Origin of the sequence: Methyloceanibacter methanicus (genome assembly GCF_001723285.1) — a bacterium.
GTDB lineage: Bacteria > Pseudomonadota > Alphaproteobacteria > Rhizobiales > Methyloligellaceae > Methyloceanibacter > Methyloceanibacter methanicus.
The window spans coordinates 133,763-148,111 of record NZ_LPWG01000013.1 but is presented as its reverse complement, the minus strand read 5'-3'; the positions used below and the strand labels follow the sequence as shown (position 1 = coordinate 148,111).

Here is a 14,349-nt window from a genome sequence, read left to right as displayed (position 1 = left end):
GCCGAACAACCAGCGCACGAAAATCGAACACCCGTTTCAGTCTCGGGAACCCATGGCCCCGTTCGCGCATTTGGTCTTTGGAGCGCCGTCTACCGGGAGAGCCGCGGCGGGGTCTTCAACGGCTGTCAGCCAGCCCGCGCGCGACACCATGAAGAGGCCTTGGCTGCCGCGCGTATTGGCTTTGACGGTTCGGGGAACGGGGGTTTCGGACGCTTGTCGGCCTTGGGCCTGGGGCGTCAAGAGAGGGAGCTTCTTCAATGACCGAATTCACCCTGCCAATGTCGACAGGATCGTCTCGCGCGGCGCTGACCACCCATCCCGTGCATCGTGCAACGGCCCTGCTCCGGAAAGCCCTCCATGGGTCGAGGCGCGCCACCTTCACCCAGGAATTCGGCGAGGTTCGCGGCATTCATCGCCTGTCCTCGCCGCCCTCCGCCGAGGTCTTCGTGGAGGCTTACGAGATGGCGGACTTCGTTTCCCCGCCCAGCAATCTCGCCTTTGTCGGGGCCTATCTCGGGACACCGGGCACCGGAACGGAAGGCCCCGGCCAGGAGAGCCCTCGTGGCCAGGACGGCCCTCATAACGGTCTGCCGGGTACCGATCCGCACGGCGGCGGCAAAGATACGGCACCGGACAATGGGGCCGAAAGGCAGCTTCGAGGCCTGATTCGGGATTTCAAGGAACGCCAGCGCCGGGCGGGCCTGATCGTGGCCGGTTCGATCACCGCCGCTGTGACGCTGACCTTCCTGGCCATCGCCCTGCTGTTCGTGGCAGCGGCGACGGACGGGGCGACGGTCCACGAGAGCGTGGGACGCGACGCCGCCCCCGCACGCGACGTCGCCGCTACACCACGTTCCGGCGCCTGAGCTCTTCCAGCACGCGTTCGGCAAGGGTCTCCGGCGCCAAGTCGCTCGTGTTCAAGTCGAGCTCCGGAGACTCCGGTTGCTCATAGCTCGAGTCGATACCGGTGAAGTTCTTGATCAGGCCGCGGCGCGCCTTGCGGTACAGCCCCTTGGGATCGCGCGCCTCGCAGATCTCGAGCGGCGTATCGACATAGATCTCGATGAATTCGCCGTCGCCGACCATCTCGCGCGCCATGCGGCGCTCCGACCGGAACGGCGAGATGAACGACACCATGACGATGAGACCCGCATCCACGAACAGCCGTGCCGCTTCCGCCACGCGCCGGATATTCTCCACTCGATCCGCGTCCGTGAAACCGAGGTCCTTGTTCAGCCCGTGCCGGATATTGTCGCCGTCCAGCATGTAGGTGTGACGGCCGAGCGCATGCAGACGCTTCTCCAGGGCATTGGCGATGGTCGACTTGCCGGAGCCTGAAAGGCCCGTGAACCACAGCACGCAAGGCCTTTGACCCTTGAGGCTCGCACGGGAAGTCTTGTCGACGGACAGTTCCTGCCACTTGACGTTCGTCGCGCGGCGCAGGCCGAATTCGACCATGCCGGCCGCCACGGTCGCATTGGTGAAACGATCGACCAGGATGAAGCTGCCCGTCTCGGGATTGTCGCCGTAAGGGTCGAAGACGACCGGCCGGGTCATGCTGAGATTGCACAGCCCCACCTCGTTCATCTCCAAGGTCTTGCCCGCGACGTGGTCCAGATTGTCCACGTTGAGCTTGTACTTGAGCGTCGAGACCGTCGCCGTCGAGGTCTGCGTTCCACACCGGATCGTATAGGTGCGGCCGGGCAACATGGCCTCTTCGTCGAACCAGATGATCTTGGCCGCGAGCTGATCGGCCACGGACGGCTCGTTGTCGGGCGTCGTGATTACGTCGCCGCGGCTCGCGTCGACTTCCTCGGCGAAGGTCAGAGTCACCGCGTCGCCTTCGCGCGCGACGTCGAGGTCGCCGTCGGCCGTCACGATCCGCGCCACATGCACACGCTTGCCGGACGGGTGAATGACAACCTCGTCTCCAGGCTTGATCTGTCCGCCCGCGACGGTCCCCGACACGCCGCGGAAGTCCAGATGCGGCCGGTTCACCCATTGCACGGGGAAGCGGAACGGACCCAAATCCCGGTCATGTCCGACCTCGACCGTTTCCAAATGCCCGAGCAGGGTCGGCCCGTGATACCAATGCATATGGGCGCTGGGCGTCGTGACGTTGTCGCCCTTCAGCGCCGAAACCGGGATGGGCTCGATGGACTCAAAGCCCAAGGGCTCGGCGAAGGAGACAAAATCGTCGACGATCGCATCGTAGATCTCCTGATCGAAGTCGATCAGATCCATCTTGTTGATGGCCAGCGCGACCTTCTTGATACCGAGCAGCGACAGGATGCACGCATGCCGCCGCGTCTGGGTCAGCACGCCCTGGCGCGCATCGATCAGCAGAACGCCGAAATCGCAGTTGGACGCGCCCGTCGCCATATTGCGCGTGTACTGAACATGGCCGGGCGTATCTGCAACGATGAACTTTCGCCGGGGCGTCGAGAAATAACGATACGCCACATCGATCGTAATGCCCTGCTCGCGCTCGGCCTGAAGGCCGTCAACAAGCAGCGATAGATCGATCTCCGCCCCCAAGGTGGAATTGGGACGTTTGGATTCCCGTTGGACGTTCTTCAGCTGGTCCTCGAAGACGAGCTGGGAATCGTACAAGAGCCGGCCGATCAACGTGCTCTTGCCGTCGTCCACGCTGCCGCAGGTCAGAAACCGCAGCAGCCCGCGATCCTCCTCGGCGACGAGGCGGGCGGCGAGACGATCGCTGGCACTGTCGTTCGTGCCCCCAACAACACTGAGACGTGCCATTAGAAGTACCCCTCTTGCTTCTTCTTCTCCATCGACCCGACCTGGTCGTGGTCGATGACGCGCCCTTGCCGCTCCGAATGGCGGGAAGCGATCAACTCTTCGATGATCTCGGGCAACGTCGTGGCATTGGATTCGATGGCGCCGGTGAGCGGATAGCAGCCCAGCGTGCGGAAGCGCACCTTGCGCATCTGCGGCACCTCGCCCTCCTCGATGGGCAGACGGTCGTCGTCCACCATGATCAGCGTGCCGTCGCGCTCGACCACGGGGCGTTCCTTCGCGAAGTAGAGTGGGACCACCGGAATGTCTTCCAGATAGATATAGGTCCACACGTCGAGCTCGGTCCAATTCGACAGGGGGAACACCCGCATGCTCTCGCCGGGATTCACCTTGGTGTTGGCCAGATGCCAAAGCTCCGGCCGCTGACGCTTCGGATCCCAATTATGCGATGCGTTGCGGAACGAGAACACGCGCTCCTTCGCGCGCGACTTCTCCTCGTCGCGGCGCGCGCCGCCGAAGGCCGCGTCGAAGCCGAACTTGGCGAAGGCCTGCTTCAAGGCTTCGGTCTTCATAATATCCGTATGCAGAGCGCTTCCGTGCGAGATGGGCGAGATGCCGTTCCGGACGCCTTCCTCGTTGATGTGGACCGTGAGATCGATCCCGAGGCGCTCGGCCTCCGCATCCCGGAACGTGATCATCTCCTTGAACTTCCAGGTCGTGTCGACATGGAGCAGCGGGAATGGCGGCTTTCCGGGGTAGAACGCTTTCATGGCGAGATGCAGCAAGACGGCGGAGTCCTTGCCGATGGAATAGAGCATCACCGGATTGCGGAACTCCGCGGCAACCTCGCGCATGATGTAGATGCTTTCCGCCTCGAGCTGGCGGAGATAAGACGAAAGAACCTGCTTCATAAATCCGTACTCATACGTGTCGTTTCAGACTCGTTGTCCGAGCCCGTATCGGCTTCGGCACCCGCGCCGTTGTGGGATTTGGCGTAAGCGTCTGCCTTCCGTTTTGCAAGGACATAGCGGTATGCGCTGACGGGCATCAGAGCCAAATAGACCAAGGACCCCACGAACAGGGTGTGAGCTGGATAGGTCAAAAGCAAGGCAATGAAAAGGGCCGCCAGGACAAAAAGCGGGGGCACGTACTCGCGGTGAATCCGCTGTCCGAGCATCTTGATGGAGAAGGTGGGCACGTTCGAGACCATCAGCAGCGCCACGGCGATCGTATAGAGCAGCACGAGCGGCGTGAGGCTCGGCCAATGAATCCCGAGATCCTGGGCATAGATCGGCAGGAGAACGATGATGGCGCCCGCCGGGGCCGGCACGCCCACGAAGAAGGATTTCTTCCAGACCGGCTGGTCGGTCTGATTGAGCGAGACATTGAAACGCGCGAGGCGCAAGGCCGAACAGACCGCGAAGACAAGGACGGCGATCCAGCCCAAGCTGCGCAGGTCTTCAAGCGACCACGCGAACAGGATGATGGCCGGCGCCACGCCGAAATTCACGAAGTCGGCGAGGCTGTCCAGTTCCGCGCCGAAGCGCGTCGAGGCCTTCAACAGCCGCGCCACATGGCCGTCGATCCCGTCCAGAAAAGCCGCGAACACGAGCGCCGCCACCGCCATGTCCCAGCGATGCTCGATCCCCATACGGATCGCGGTCAGCCCCGCGCACAGCCCGACGAGCGTAAAGATATTCGGAATGAGAACGCGGATGGGAACCTCGCCGCGCACGAGAAGCCGTTGCCGCAGCTTCTTGTCGTCCCGTTCCGGATCGAAGGGCGGAAACATCTGTTGTCAGGCCCTCCCCTTCGCCTCGCCCGCAAGATGGGCGAGCACGGTTTCGCCGGCAATGGCCGTCTGGCCGATCTCGGCCAAGGTATCGGTGTCCGGCGGCAGGTACAGGTCGACGCGGCTGCCGAAGCGGATCAGGCCCATGCGCTGCCCGGCCTCGAGGCTGTCGCCGTCGCCCACGAAGGGCACGATCCGCCGGGCCACGAGCCCCGCGATCAGCACGACGCCGATCTTCACGCCGGACTTGGTCTCGATGACGAAGGCCTGCCGCTCGTTCTCCTCGCTCGCCTTGTCGAGCTCGGCGTTGAGGAAGGCCCCATGGACGTAGGCGCTATGGATGATCTTTCCGCCGACGGGCGCGCGCACGATGTGCACGTCGAAGACCGACAGGAAGACGGAGATGCGCGTCAGCGTGGCCGTCCCCAGCGCCAGCTCGCGCGGCGCCATGGCGTCTTCGACCACGGCGGAGACCTTGCCGTCGGCCGCGCTCACGACGAGGCCCGGCCGGTCTGGCGTCACCCGTTCGGGATCGCGGAAGAAATAGGCGCAGAACACGGTGCCGAGCGCACACAGCCAGCCCAACGTCGGCGCGAACAGAAAAAGGAACAGCGTCGCGATCGCACCGATGGCCACGAATTTGTAGCCGTCCGGATGAATCGGCACGAACGCGTTCGCGATCGTATCAAGCAGGTTATGCCGGTCGTCCATACGTTTCCCCGTTTCGATCGTCAGCTTGACGCCAACACTTCGTCCTCATCGAGCCAATCGTCGGCCATGGACGACGCCGGCGCGTCCGCACCCCGGCGCCCGGCGCCCTTATCATCCACCTCTTCGGCCTCCTGGGCGTGCGCCAAAATCTCGCGGGCCTCGTCGGCCTCGCGCTGACGCGCCCACAGGCTGGCATAGAGCCCGTCCCGCGCCAGAAGCTCCGCGTGCCGCCCCTGCTCCACGATGCGGCCCTGTTCGAGCACGATGATGTTGTCTGCATGGACGACGGTCGACAGCCGGTGGGCGATGACGAGACTCGTACGGTCGCGGGCCACCTGCTCGAGCGCGTCCTGAATCTCTTTTTCGGTGTGGCTGTCGAGCGCGGACGTCGCCTCGTCCAGCATCAGGATCGGCGGCGATTTCAGGATGGTCCGGGCGATCGCCACGCGCTGCTTCTCGCCGCCGGACAGCTTCAGGCCGCGCTCGCCGACGAGCGAGTCGTAGCCGAGCGGCAGCGCCAGGATGAAATCGTCGATCTGCGCCATGCGCGCCGCCTCGTGAACCTCGGCCTCGGTCGCGTCCGGGCGCCCGTAACGGATATTGTATTCGATCGTGTCGTTGAACAGCACCGTGTCCTGCGGAACCATGCCGATCGCCGCGCGCAGCGAGCTTTGGGTCACGTCCTGGATGTTCTGCCCGTCGATCGCGACCGTGCCTTGGTTCACGTCGTAGAAGCGGAACAGGATGCGCGAGATCGTCGACTTGCCCGCCCCGGAGGGACCGACGATCGCCACCATCTTCCCCGGGGGCACGTCGAAGGAGATGTCTTTCAGGATGGGCCGCCCGGGCTCGTAGGCGAAGGAGACGTTCTTGAACGAGATCGCGCCGTTGTCCACGCGCAAGGGCTTGGCGCCGGGCCGATCGACGATCTCGGCCGGCTCCTTCAACAGCGCGAACATGGTTTCCATATCCACGAGCCCCTGCTTGATCTCGCGATAGACCATGCCCATGAAGTTCAGCGGCATGAAAAGCTGGATCAGAATGGCGTTGATCATCACGAAGTCGCCGACGGTCAGAACCCCTTGCGACACGTCGCGCGCGGCCAGCAGCATGCACACGACCATGCCGGTGCTGAAGATGACGGCCTGACCGGAGTTCAGAAAGCCGAGCGTCGTATAGGTGCGAACCGCCGCCTTCTCGTAGCGCGCCATGGAGGCATCGAAGCGCCGCGCCTCCAAGTCCTCGTTGCCGAAATATTTGACGGTCTCGAAATTGAGCAGGCTGTCGACCGCCTTCGAGTTCGCCTCCGTATCGCTCTCGTTCATGTCCCGGCGAATGGCGATGCGTTTCTCGGTGGCGAAGAACGTGAACCAGACATAGGCCACGACCATGGCCAACAGGACCCCCACGTAGATCCAGCCGAAATACCAGGCCACGAGGCCGGCGATCATGACGAGTTCGACCGCGGTCGGGATCATGTTCAAGATCGCCATGCGCAGGATCGTGTCGACGCCGTTGACGCCGCGTTCGATGACCCGGTTCAGCCCGCCCGTACGCCGCTCCAGATGAAACTTGAGGGACAGGCTGTGCAGATGGCGGAAGGTCCGGTTCGCGAGCTGACGCACGGCATTTTGCGTCACGACCGTGAAGATCATGTCCCGGAGCTGGGCAAACAGCACCATGAGGACGCGCCCCACGCCATAGGCCACGATGAGCATGATCGGGACGAGTGCGAGGCCGAGAAACGTGCTGCCCGCCTCGGCGCCTGCGGGACCTTGGCCGGTCAGATAGTCGACCGCATTCTTGTAGGCGATCGGCACCGCCAGCGTGACCGCCTTAGCCAGGATCAGCGCGATAAAGGCCAGCACGACACGCCGATGCAGATCCGGCCGCCCCTCCTGCCAGACATAGGGCAACAGCTCCCGCAGGACGGACGCCTGGCCGGCCCTTGCCGATAGCAGGACATCGCTGGTGGATTGCGGCAGCCGATCTCTCATAAAAAAGGCTTTTCTTTCAGAGCGCTATCGCGCAACGCGTTCAATCGGACCGGCCGGAGGTTCAAGGGGCGAAAGAGGCGGCGCCTGAGCCGAGAGGACCGGTCGCGCATCGGAAAAGGGGCGCGCCGTCATGGCCGCCCCCTCCATCCCCATCGATATAGCCTGCGGGCGCGCCAGCGCCAAGTGCACAGGCACGCATCGGCCCCCTGGCGTTTGGCTCACCGACGCCCGAAAGACCGGACCGGAATATCCCCGGCTACCGGCTCGGCGGCGGCGCAGCCAGATCCTCCGGGCTCGGGGGAGTCAGCTTTAGCCTGAACATTGCTGTCGCCGCCGGCATTTGGGTCTTCTCGTCGAATTGTTGGATGCGCACCACATGAACGTCCTCGCTGAGCTGGATCTGATCCTCGGTGCTCCACGTTCCTTCTCCTTCGGCCATCTTGACCAAAGCGAAGGGTCTATCGTCCACGAAGACGTGGAGATCGAGGCCCGGAATGGCCTTGCCTGACATTTTCAAGGTTCCGGGACCGTCCTCGCCGCGCTTGTAGTCCACCACCTCCACTTTGATCGGCGCCTTGTGCGACGGCGACGAGGCCTTGCCAACGACATCCGCGTCCGGCGCCGCATCCTCGGCCAGGGCAGGCGCGACCGGAAAGACACTCAAAGCGGCGGCGATCGCCGCCATTCGAACCAGGAAACTGCAGCCCATCATCGTGATCACGTCCTCACTCAATGCATTGTCGTTGCCGGGGCCATGGCTCTGCCGGCCATGCGGGGGCGAACCCTAGCCAATCGTTCATGCCACTGCCACAACGATCGGCAAGAACCGCGCGCCGTCGCGATTCTTGACGACTCGCGTCGCCCGATGCCAGATGGCCCCCGAGACTGGAAGGGGCGCGGATCGCGGGAGTTTTCATGACGGAGCGCCGTCGCAGAGTTGAAACCGTCTGTGTTTATTGCGGATCCGGTGCCGGGCAGAACCCGGCCTTGCCGAGCCGCCCGCGAGCTCGGCCAGGCGCTGGCCTCCACCGACACGCGGCTTGTCTATGGCGGCGGCGACCTGGGGCTCATGGGCATCGTCGCCCGCGCGGTCCTGAAGCACGGCGGCCACGTTACCGGGATCATGCCCGGATTCCTCCACGGGCGCGAACGCATGCTCCTCGACGTGCAAGAACTCGTCGTGGTCGAAACCATGCACGAGCGCAAGCATCTCATGTTCGAGAAGTCGGACGCCTTCGTCGCCCTGCCCGGCGGCCTCGGCACGCTCGAGGAATTTGTCGAACAACTCACCTGGTCGCAGCTCGGCCGGCACCGCAAGCCGATCGTGCTCGTGAACATTGAGGGCTTCTGGGATCCCCTGCTCGACCTGTTCGACAAGATGACGGAGCACAACTTCATCCGCTCCGGATTCGAACTGAAGATGAGCGTCGCCGACAGCGCTCATGACGTGCTGCCGGTCATCCACCGGTCTCTGGCCGAGTTGGAACCGGGGCCGGAGGCCGAAGCGCCGGCGGTGGCGAAGTTCTGAGCCTACTGGGTTTCGATCGGCGCGATATCGTCCGGCAAGTCGAGCCAATGATGCCGCCGCGAGGCCCAGAACAACTTCGTGGGCTTTGCGAAGCCGGGATCGGCGAAGCAGCCGGCCGGAACCCCGACCATGCCCGGCAGGCCTTCGGCCCGGAACGCGACCGTCGTGCCGCACGTGGGGCAGAACCAGCTCACGACGGACCGGCCGGACTCCGCGCGATGCGTGTACGTGCGGGTTTCGCCCGCCATGCGGACGGCAGGCTCCGGAAAGAGCGCCCCGTAGGAGAACGCGCTTCCCGTCCCGCGCTGGCAGTCGAGGCAACTGCACAGATAGACATCGGCCGGCTCGCCGCGCGTCGACACGGTCATGGCACCGCAAGCGCAATGCGCGGTTCGCATCCGTTCGTCGCTTTCGTGTCCCATAGCCGCTCCTCCCAAGAGCGCTCCTCCCATAACCACGCCCTGGCTCAAGGCGCCGGCGCGCCGTCGCGGATCAGCTTGTAGTTGATCGAGTCGAGCAAGGCCTCGAAGGAGGCATCGACGATATTCGGCGACACGCCGACCGTGAACCAGCGCCGCCCTTCGCCGTCGCGGCTTTCGATGAGGACGCGCGTGACCGCGTCCGTGCCGCCCGTCAGGATACGGACTTTGTAGTCCACGAGCTTCAGGTCGTCGATATAGCTTTGATACGGCCCGAGATCCTTGCGCAGCGCATTGTCCAGCGCGTTGACGGGACCGTTGCCCTCTCCGACCGACATCACCGTGTTGCCGTCGACACGCGCCTTGACCGTCGCCTCCGATACGGTCACGAGCGCGCCCACAGCATTGTGACGCCGCTCGACCATGACCCGGAACGAGTCAACCTCGAAGAACTGCGGCACCGTGTCCAGCATGCGCCGCGCCAGGAGTTCGAACGAGGCCTCGGCCGCCTCATAGGCGTACCCGACGGCCTCGCGCTCCTTCACCAGGTCGACCAGCCGCACCACCCGCGGATCGTCCTTGGGCACGGCGAGCCCGATGCTTTCCAGCTGCGCGAGGACGTTGGAGCGGCCGCCCTGGTTCGAGACCAGCAGCTTACGCGCATTGCCGACCGTCTCCGGCGGCACGTGTTCGTAGGTGCGCGGGTCCTTCTGCACGGCCGAAACGTGGATGCCGCCCTTATGCGCGAACGCCGCCTCGCCCACATAAGGTGCGTGCCGGTCCGGGGCCTGGTTCAGCATCTCGTCGAGAACGCGCGAGGCATGGGTCAGCGTGCCGAGTTTCTCCGGCGTGATCTTGGTTTCGAACCGGTCGGCGTAACCGCCCTTGAGCAACAGCGTGGGGATGATCGACGTTAGATTGGCGTTGCCGCAGCGCTCCCCGAGACCGTTCAGCGTCCCTTGAATTTGCCGCGCGCCGGCGCGCACCGCCGCGAGCGAATTGGCGACGCCGTTATCCGTGTCGTTGTGCACGTGAATGCCGACGTGATCGCCCGGGACATGCGCGACGACCTCCGTGACGATGGCCTCGACCTCCTCCGGCAACGTGCCGCCATTGGTATCGCACAACACGACCCAGCGGGCTCCCGCCTCGTAGGCGGTCTTGGCGCAGGACAGCGCGTAGTCCGGGTTGGCCTTGTAGCCGTCGAAGAAATGCTCGCAGTCGAGCAGCGCCTCGCGGCCCGAGGCCACCACGGCCTCGACGGACTCCTTGATGCCGGCGAGGTTCTCCTCGAGCGTGACGCCGAGCGCCACGTCCACATGGAAGTCCCAGGTCTTGCCCACGAGGCAGATCGCGTCCGCCTCCGCCGACAGAAGCGCCTGGAAGCCGGGATCGTTCGAGATCGACCGGCCGGGCCGCTTCGTCATGCCGAAGGCGGTGACCTTGGCGCCGAGCTTGCGGTCTTGCCCGAACAGATCCGTGTCGATGGGGTTCGCGCCCGGATAGCCGGCTTCCACATAGTCGATGCCAAGCCGGTCGAGCTGTTCGGCGATCAGCAATTTTTCCTCGAGCGAGAAGTCGACGCTTGGGTCTGGGCGCCGTCCCGCAAAGTCGTATCGTAAAGGGAAAGGGTTTCGCGCGTCATAGCCTAGACCACCCCGAACAGGTAGCGCAGGGCCAGCAGCACGGCGAGCACCAGCACCGCGATCTTGATCACGAGATAGACGCGGCGCGAGCCCTTGAACGGGGTGTCTTTCAGAAAATCGCTCATTGTACCGTCTCCGGACCCGGCAGGGTCTTCTTCATGGTTGTGTTGGAGAGCCACTCATCGCCGCGGCGGACGCTGTTGCGCTGCTGGGCGGCGTAGCCGCGCTTGCTGAAGAAGTCGTAGGCGCTGTCGCTCGCATCGACGCTCAGATCCTTCGCCCCGCGTCCGCCCGCGATCTTCTCGAGCGCATCGGCCAGCAAGGTGCCGACACCGCGCTCGACCGCGGCGGGGTGCACGTAGAGGAAGCCGACCTTGTCGTCCGACTCCAGCGACGCGAAGCCCACGGGCGATCCGCCCATGGTCGCGACGATGGTGGTGTGATCGGCCAGCGTCTTGGCGAAGGCCGCCTCGTCGTTGGCAGCGGCAACCCAGGCTTCCTGCTGCTCTTCTTCGTAGTCGTCCTGGGTGAGTTCCCGGATACTGGCGCGGAAGATCTCGGCGAGCAGCTGCGCCTCGCCCGGCAGCATGGGGCGCAGCGCCAGTTGTGGGTTCGCTTCGGCACTCATCGCGCGACCTCCCACGTGGTCACGAGTTCGCCGGTCTCCGGATCCTTCGCGTCCATCAAGACAATACCCATGGCCTCGAGTTCGTCGCGAATGCGGTCGGCTTCCGCGAAGTTCTTCTCTTTGCGGGCGGCGAGACGTGCAGCGACCCGCTCATTGACTTGCTTGTCTGACGGGCCAGCCTCAATCGAGGGCGGTAAGGCGTGAACCTCGATAGCTACAGAAGGCACGTCGATTACGACGTTCCGCTTGATGTTTTCACGCTTGCCCGAGAAGCCAAGGAAGCCAAGCGCCGCGCGGAGTTGCGCATGCTCCTTGGCGCCATGAAGCTTGTGCAGCTCGGCGATGACCTTCGGCGTGTTCAGATCGTCGGACAACGCGTCCACGATCGCGGGCGGAACCTCGGGCGCCGGCTCGAAGGCCTCCACATCGCCATACCAATCCCACAGCGTCTTGTGGGCCTCGTCGAGGCTCACAAGCGTCCAGTCGAGCGGCTGGCGGTAATGGGTGCGGAACATGTTGAAGCGCAGCGCCTCGCCCGGCCAGGCATAGCCCTGCCACCCGGTCAGCAGCTCATGCACGGTGACGAAATTGCCGAGGCTCTTCGACATCTTCTCGCCTTCCACCTGCAGGAAGCCGTTATGCATCCACACCTTCGCCATGACGTCGGTGCCGTGGGCGCAGCGCGATTGGGCGATCTCGTTCTCATGGTGCGGGAAGACGAGGTCGATGCCGCCGCCGTGAATGTCGAACACTTCGCCCAGATGCGCCGCAGACATGGCCGAGCATTCGATATGCCAGCCCGGCCGGCCCGGTCTCTCGATCCCGCCCGGCGACGGCCATGAGGGCTCACCCGGCTTGGAGGGCTTCCACAGCACGAAGTCCATCGGGTCTTGCTTGAAGGGCGCCACCTCGACCCGCGCACCCGCCAGCATCTCGTCCAGCGACCGTCCCGAAAGCTTCCCGTAATCGGCCATGGACGCCACGCGGAACAGCACGTGATCCTCGGCCACATAGGCCGCGCCCTTGGCGATCAAGCGGTCGATCATGGCGCGCATCTGCTCGATGTGCTCCGTGGCGCGCGGCTCGACCGTGGGGTCCAGCGCGCCGAGCGCATGCATGTCGTCGTGGAACTGCGCCTCGGTCTTCTCCGTGACCTTGCGAATCGCCTCGTTCAGCGGCAGGTCCGGATAGTCGCGTGCCGCCCGCGCGTTGATCTTGTCGTCCACGTCCGTGATGTTGCGGACATAGGTCACATGATCGGGCCCGTAGACGTGCCGCAGCAGGCGGAACAGCACATCGAACACGATGACGGGCCGCGCATTGCCGATATGGGCGTAGTCGTAGACCGTCGGCCCGCAGACATAGAGGCGCACATTGCCCGGATCGAGAGGCTCGAAGAGCTCTTTCCGGCGGGTGAGCGTATTGTAGATCGTAAGCGACACTGACAAGCCCCTTCGGCTTGAGGCCCGCCGGATGTTCGTCGGTGATGATTGGATAGGTAAAAGAAGAACGACCCGTGCGAGCTATTTTGCTAGCGCGGAATAATGCAGCCCGAAATGCTAAGGTTCGATTGCAGGTACGTCATCTTGGCTCCGCTTATGGCGTCAAACTGCCAAATCGTCAAGCAAACCATCTTATTCATGCCGCATTGACCGCAGATTCTGAGCGCGCATAATGCATTATTGAGGTTTCCCCAAGGATTGGAACGATTGTCGTGAGGGTCCATCGCGGTTTTGCGCGCGTTCTGGCGCCATGCGCGGCACGTCCCGCGCCGTTCGGCGCGCGGGCGTTTGCCGGCCTGACCGCGCTCGTCTTGGGCTGCCTGGCCTTCTCCGGCGACGGGTTTGCTCAGAGCGAGCAGGATATCCGGTGCATGCAGTTGCAGCAGGAGATCAACGCGGCGAGCGGCGGCGGCGCCAACCAGCCGGAACTCGCCGCCCTCAACCAGGAAATCGCGCAAGCCACCCAGGTCTATCGCGCCGCGAAGTCGGAGATGGATCGGGCCGGCTGCTACGAGCGCATGCTCATCTTCGGCCGGGCCCTGAAACGGACGCCGCGCTGCCTGAGCTTGACGCCCGCGTCGAGGACGCGCGCCGGCACTCCGAACGCCTCAAGGCGCAACGGACCTCGCTCGGCGGCGGCGGCAACCGGCGGCGGATACAAGAGCTTCAGCGCGCCATGCAGCGTAATGGCTGTAGCGGCGCCTCCGAACCGGGCGGCGGTCTGTTCGATTTCTTCGGCGGCCCGCGCCAGGAATACCAGACGCCGATCTATCGCAGCATCAATCCCGGCGGCGGTACCGGACCGTGTGCGTGCGGCTCTGCGACGGCTTCTACTTCCCGATCCACTATTCGACCTACGGCCGCAACGCGGCCGAGGACGCCCAGAAGTGCCAGGCCAGCTGCGCAGCCCCCGCCGAACTCTACGTCTATCGCAACCCGGGTCAGGAAATCGAACAGGCGATCTCGCTAAGCGGGTCGCCCTATATGGATCTGCCCGTGGCGCTGCGCTACCGCAAAGAGTTCGTGAAAGGCTGTTCCTGCAAGACAGCCGAGTACAACCCGATGGAAATCGAGGCCGCTAACAAGAAAGCGCAAGGCATTCCGCCGGAGGGCGCGGCCCAGGCCTCCGCGGCTCCCGCGCCGCAGGCCCAGCCCGCGCCGAGCGGTCCGCCGCCTCAGCTCAATCTCGACCTCGACCAAACATCGCCTTCCGAGCTGCAGATCGCGCCGCCGCCACAGGCGGCACAGCAAGGCGCGCCGTCTCTGCAGGTCCCGGGGCCTCCGGGCTTCCAGGCCCCGCCTGCCGCGCCGCCAGCGGCAGCGCAAGCCCCGGCGCAGGGACAGTCCTCGTTCGTCAAGAATCGGC

The 14,349-nt window shown here is 64.4% G+C and carries 12 protein-coding genes and 3 pseudogenes; 3 read left to right on the top strand and 12 right to left on the bottom strand.

Annotated elements, in window-relative coordinates; all coding sequences use genetic code 11:
• The first annotated feature begins 257 nt into the window (after positions 1-257).
• Positions 258-866 carry a hypothetical protein gene (locus AUC68_RS12475; RefSeq protein WP_069437949.1) on the top strand — a complete coding sequence of 203 codons (609 nt, stop codon included), beginning with the start codon at positions 258-260 and terminating at the stop codon, positions 864-866.
• Here the strand turns inward: AUC68_RS12475 and cysN are convergent.
• From cysN to AUC68_RS12445, 6 genes are all read right to left on the bottom strand, one after another.
• A complete protein-coding gene (gene cysN, locus AUC68_RS12470) occupies positions 844-2,763 on the bottom strand; it encodes a sulfate adenylyltransferase subunit CysN (RefSeq protein WP_069437948.1) in 1,920 nt (639 codons plus the stop codon). The two genes, AUC68_RS12475 and cysN, sit on opposite strands and share 23 nt — an antisense overlap.
• Complete coding sequence (cysD, locus tag AUC68_RS12465; RefSeq protein ID WP_069437947.1) at positions 2,763-3,671, bottom strand: sulfate adenylyltransferase subunit CysD; 909 nt, start codon at positions 3,669-3,671, stop codon at positions 2,763-2,765. The genes cysN and cysD overlap by 1 nt, the downstream gene beginning before the upstream one ends.
• Complete coding sequence (pssA, locus tag AUC68_RS12460; RefSeq protein WP_069437946.1) at positions 3,668-4,552, bottom strand: CDP-diacylglycerol--serine O-phosphatidyltransferase; 885 nt, start codon at positions 4,550-4,552, stop codon at positions 3,668-3,670. Before pssA ends, cysD begins: the two co-directional genes overlap by 4 nt.
• Before the next feature lie 6 nt (positions 4,553-4,558).
• The gene (locus tag AUC68_RS12455; RefSeq protein WP_069437945.1) at positions 4,559-5,263 is read right to left on the bottom strand and encodes a phosphatidylserine decarboxylase; all 705 of its coding nucleotides are present in this window, start codon (positions 5,261-5,263) and stop codon (positions 4,559-4,561) included.
• A 20-nt stretch (positions 5,264-5,283) separates the two neighbouring features.
• Complete coding sequence (locus tag AUC68_RS12450; RefSeq protein WP_069437944.1) at positions 5,284-7,260, bottom strand: ABCB family ABC transporter ATP-binding protein/permease; 1,977 nt, start codon at positions 7,258-7,260, stop codon at positions 5,284-5,286.
• Between the two features lie 256 nt (positions 7,261-7,516).
• Positions 7,517-7,993, bottom strand: coding sequence for a hypothetical protein (locus AUC68_RS12445; protein WP_141701268.1), 477 nt, complete (start codon positions 7,991-7,993; stop codon positions 7,517-7,519).
• Between the two features lie 182 nt (positions 7,994-8,175).
• On the opposite strand from AUC68_RS12445, the pseudogene AUC68_RS12440 reads away from it, so the two are divergent.
• Positions 8,176-8,788 (top strand): annotated as a pseudogene (locus AUC68_RS12440) (LOG family protein).
• A gap of 2 nt (positions 8,789-8,790) precedes the next feature.
• Here AUC68_RS12440 and AUC68_RS12435 read toward each other — a convergent pair.
• The 6 genes and pseudogenes from AUC68_RS12435 to AUC68_RS12415 form a co-directional block, all read right to left on the bottom strand.
• A complete protein-coding gene (locus AUC68_RS12435; protein WP_204377033.1) occupies positions 8,791-9,210 on the bottom strand; it encodes a GFA family protein in 420 nt (139 codons plus the stop codon).
• A 44-nt stretch (positions 9,211-9,254) separates the two neighbouring features.
• Positions 9,255-10,852, bottom strand: a pseudogene (gene cimA, locus AUC68_RS12430) (citramalate synthase).
• Positions 10,853-10,855: 3 nt separating this feature from the next.
• On the bottom strand, positions 10,856-10,978 hold the full coding sequence (locus tag AUC68_RS18195) for a hypothetical protein (RefSeq protein ID WP_280138555.1): 123 nt from the start codon (positions 10,976-10,978) through the stop codon (positions 10,856-10,858).
• A complete protein-coding gene (locus tag AUC68_RS12425; RefSeq protein ID WP_069437942.1) occupies positions 10,975-11,481 on the bottom strand; it encodes a GNAT family N-acetyltransferase in 507 nt (168 codons plus the stop codon). The genes AUC68_RS18195 and AUC68_RS12425 overlap by 4 nt, the downstream gene beginning before the upstream one ends.
• A complete protein-coding gene (cysS, locus tag AUC68_RS12420; protein WP_069437941.1) occupies positions 11,478-12,923 on the bottom strand; it encodes a cysteine--tRNA ligase in 1,446 nt (481 codons plus the stop codon). The genes AUC68_RS12425 and cysS overlap by 4 nt, the downstream gene beginning before the upstream one ends.
• Positions 12,924-13,012: 89 nt before the next feature.
• Positions 13,013-13,441, bottom strand: coding sequence for a hypothetical protein (locus AUC68_RS12415; protein WP_069437940.1), 429 nt, complete (start codon positions 13,439-13,441; stop codon positions 13,013-13,015).
• Positions 13,442-13,787: 346 nt separating this feature from the next.
• Between AUC68_RS12415 and AUC68_RS18790 the strand changes: the two are divergent.
• Positions 13,788-14,054, top strand: a pseudogene (locus tag AUC68_RS18790) (DUF2865 domain-containing protein); the annotation flags it as partial.
• Positions 14,055-14,349 lie beyond the last annotated feature (295 nt).

Excerpts from the sequence above, each read along its gene's own strand:
- AUC68_RS12475 (WP_069437949.1), top strand. The coding sequence starts at position 258 with ATGACCGAATTCACCCTGCCAATGTCGACAGGATCGTCTCGCGCGGCG.
- cysN (WP_069437948.1), bottom strand. The coding sequence starts at position 2,763 with ATGGCACGTCTCAGTGTTGTTGGGGGCACGAACGACAGTGCCAGCGAT.
- cysD (WP_069437947.1), bottom strand. The coding sequence starts at position 3,671 with ATGAAGCAGGTTCTTTCGTCTTATCTCCGCCAGCTCGAGGCGGAAAGC.
- pssA (WP_069437946.1), bottom strand. The coding sequence starts at position 4,552 with ATGTTTCCGCCCTTCGATCCGGAACGGGACGACAAGAAGCTGCGGCAA.
- AUC68_RS12455 (WP_069437945.1), bottom strand. The coding sequence starts at position 5,263 with ATGGACGACCGGCATAACCTGCTTGATACGATCGCGAACGCGTTCGTG.
- AUC68_RS12450 (WP_069437944.1), bottom strand. The coding sequence starts at position 7,260 with ATGAGAGATCGGCTGCCGCAATCCACCAGCGATGTCCTGCTATCGGCA.
- AUC68_RS12435 (WP_204377033.1), bottom strand. The coding sequence starts at position 9,210 with ATGGGACACGAAAGCGACGAACGGATGCGAACCGCGCATTGCGCTTGC.
- AUC68_RS18195 (WP_280138555.1), bottom strand. The coding sequence starts at position 10,978 with ATGAGCGATTTTCTGAAAGACACCCCGTTCAAGGGCTCGCGCCGCGTC.
- AUC68_RS12425 (WP_069437942.1), bottom strand. The coding sequence starts at position 11,481 with ATGAGTGCCGAAGCGAACCCACAACTGGCGCTGCGCCCCATGCTGCCG.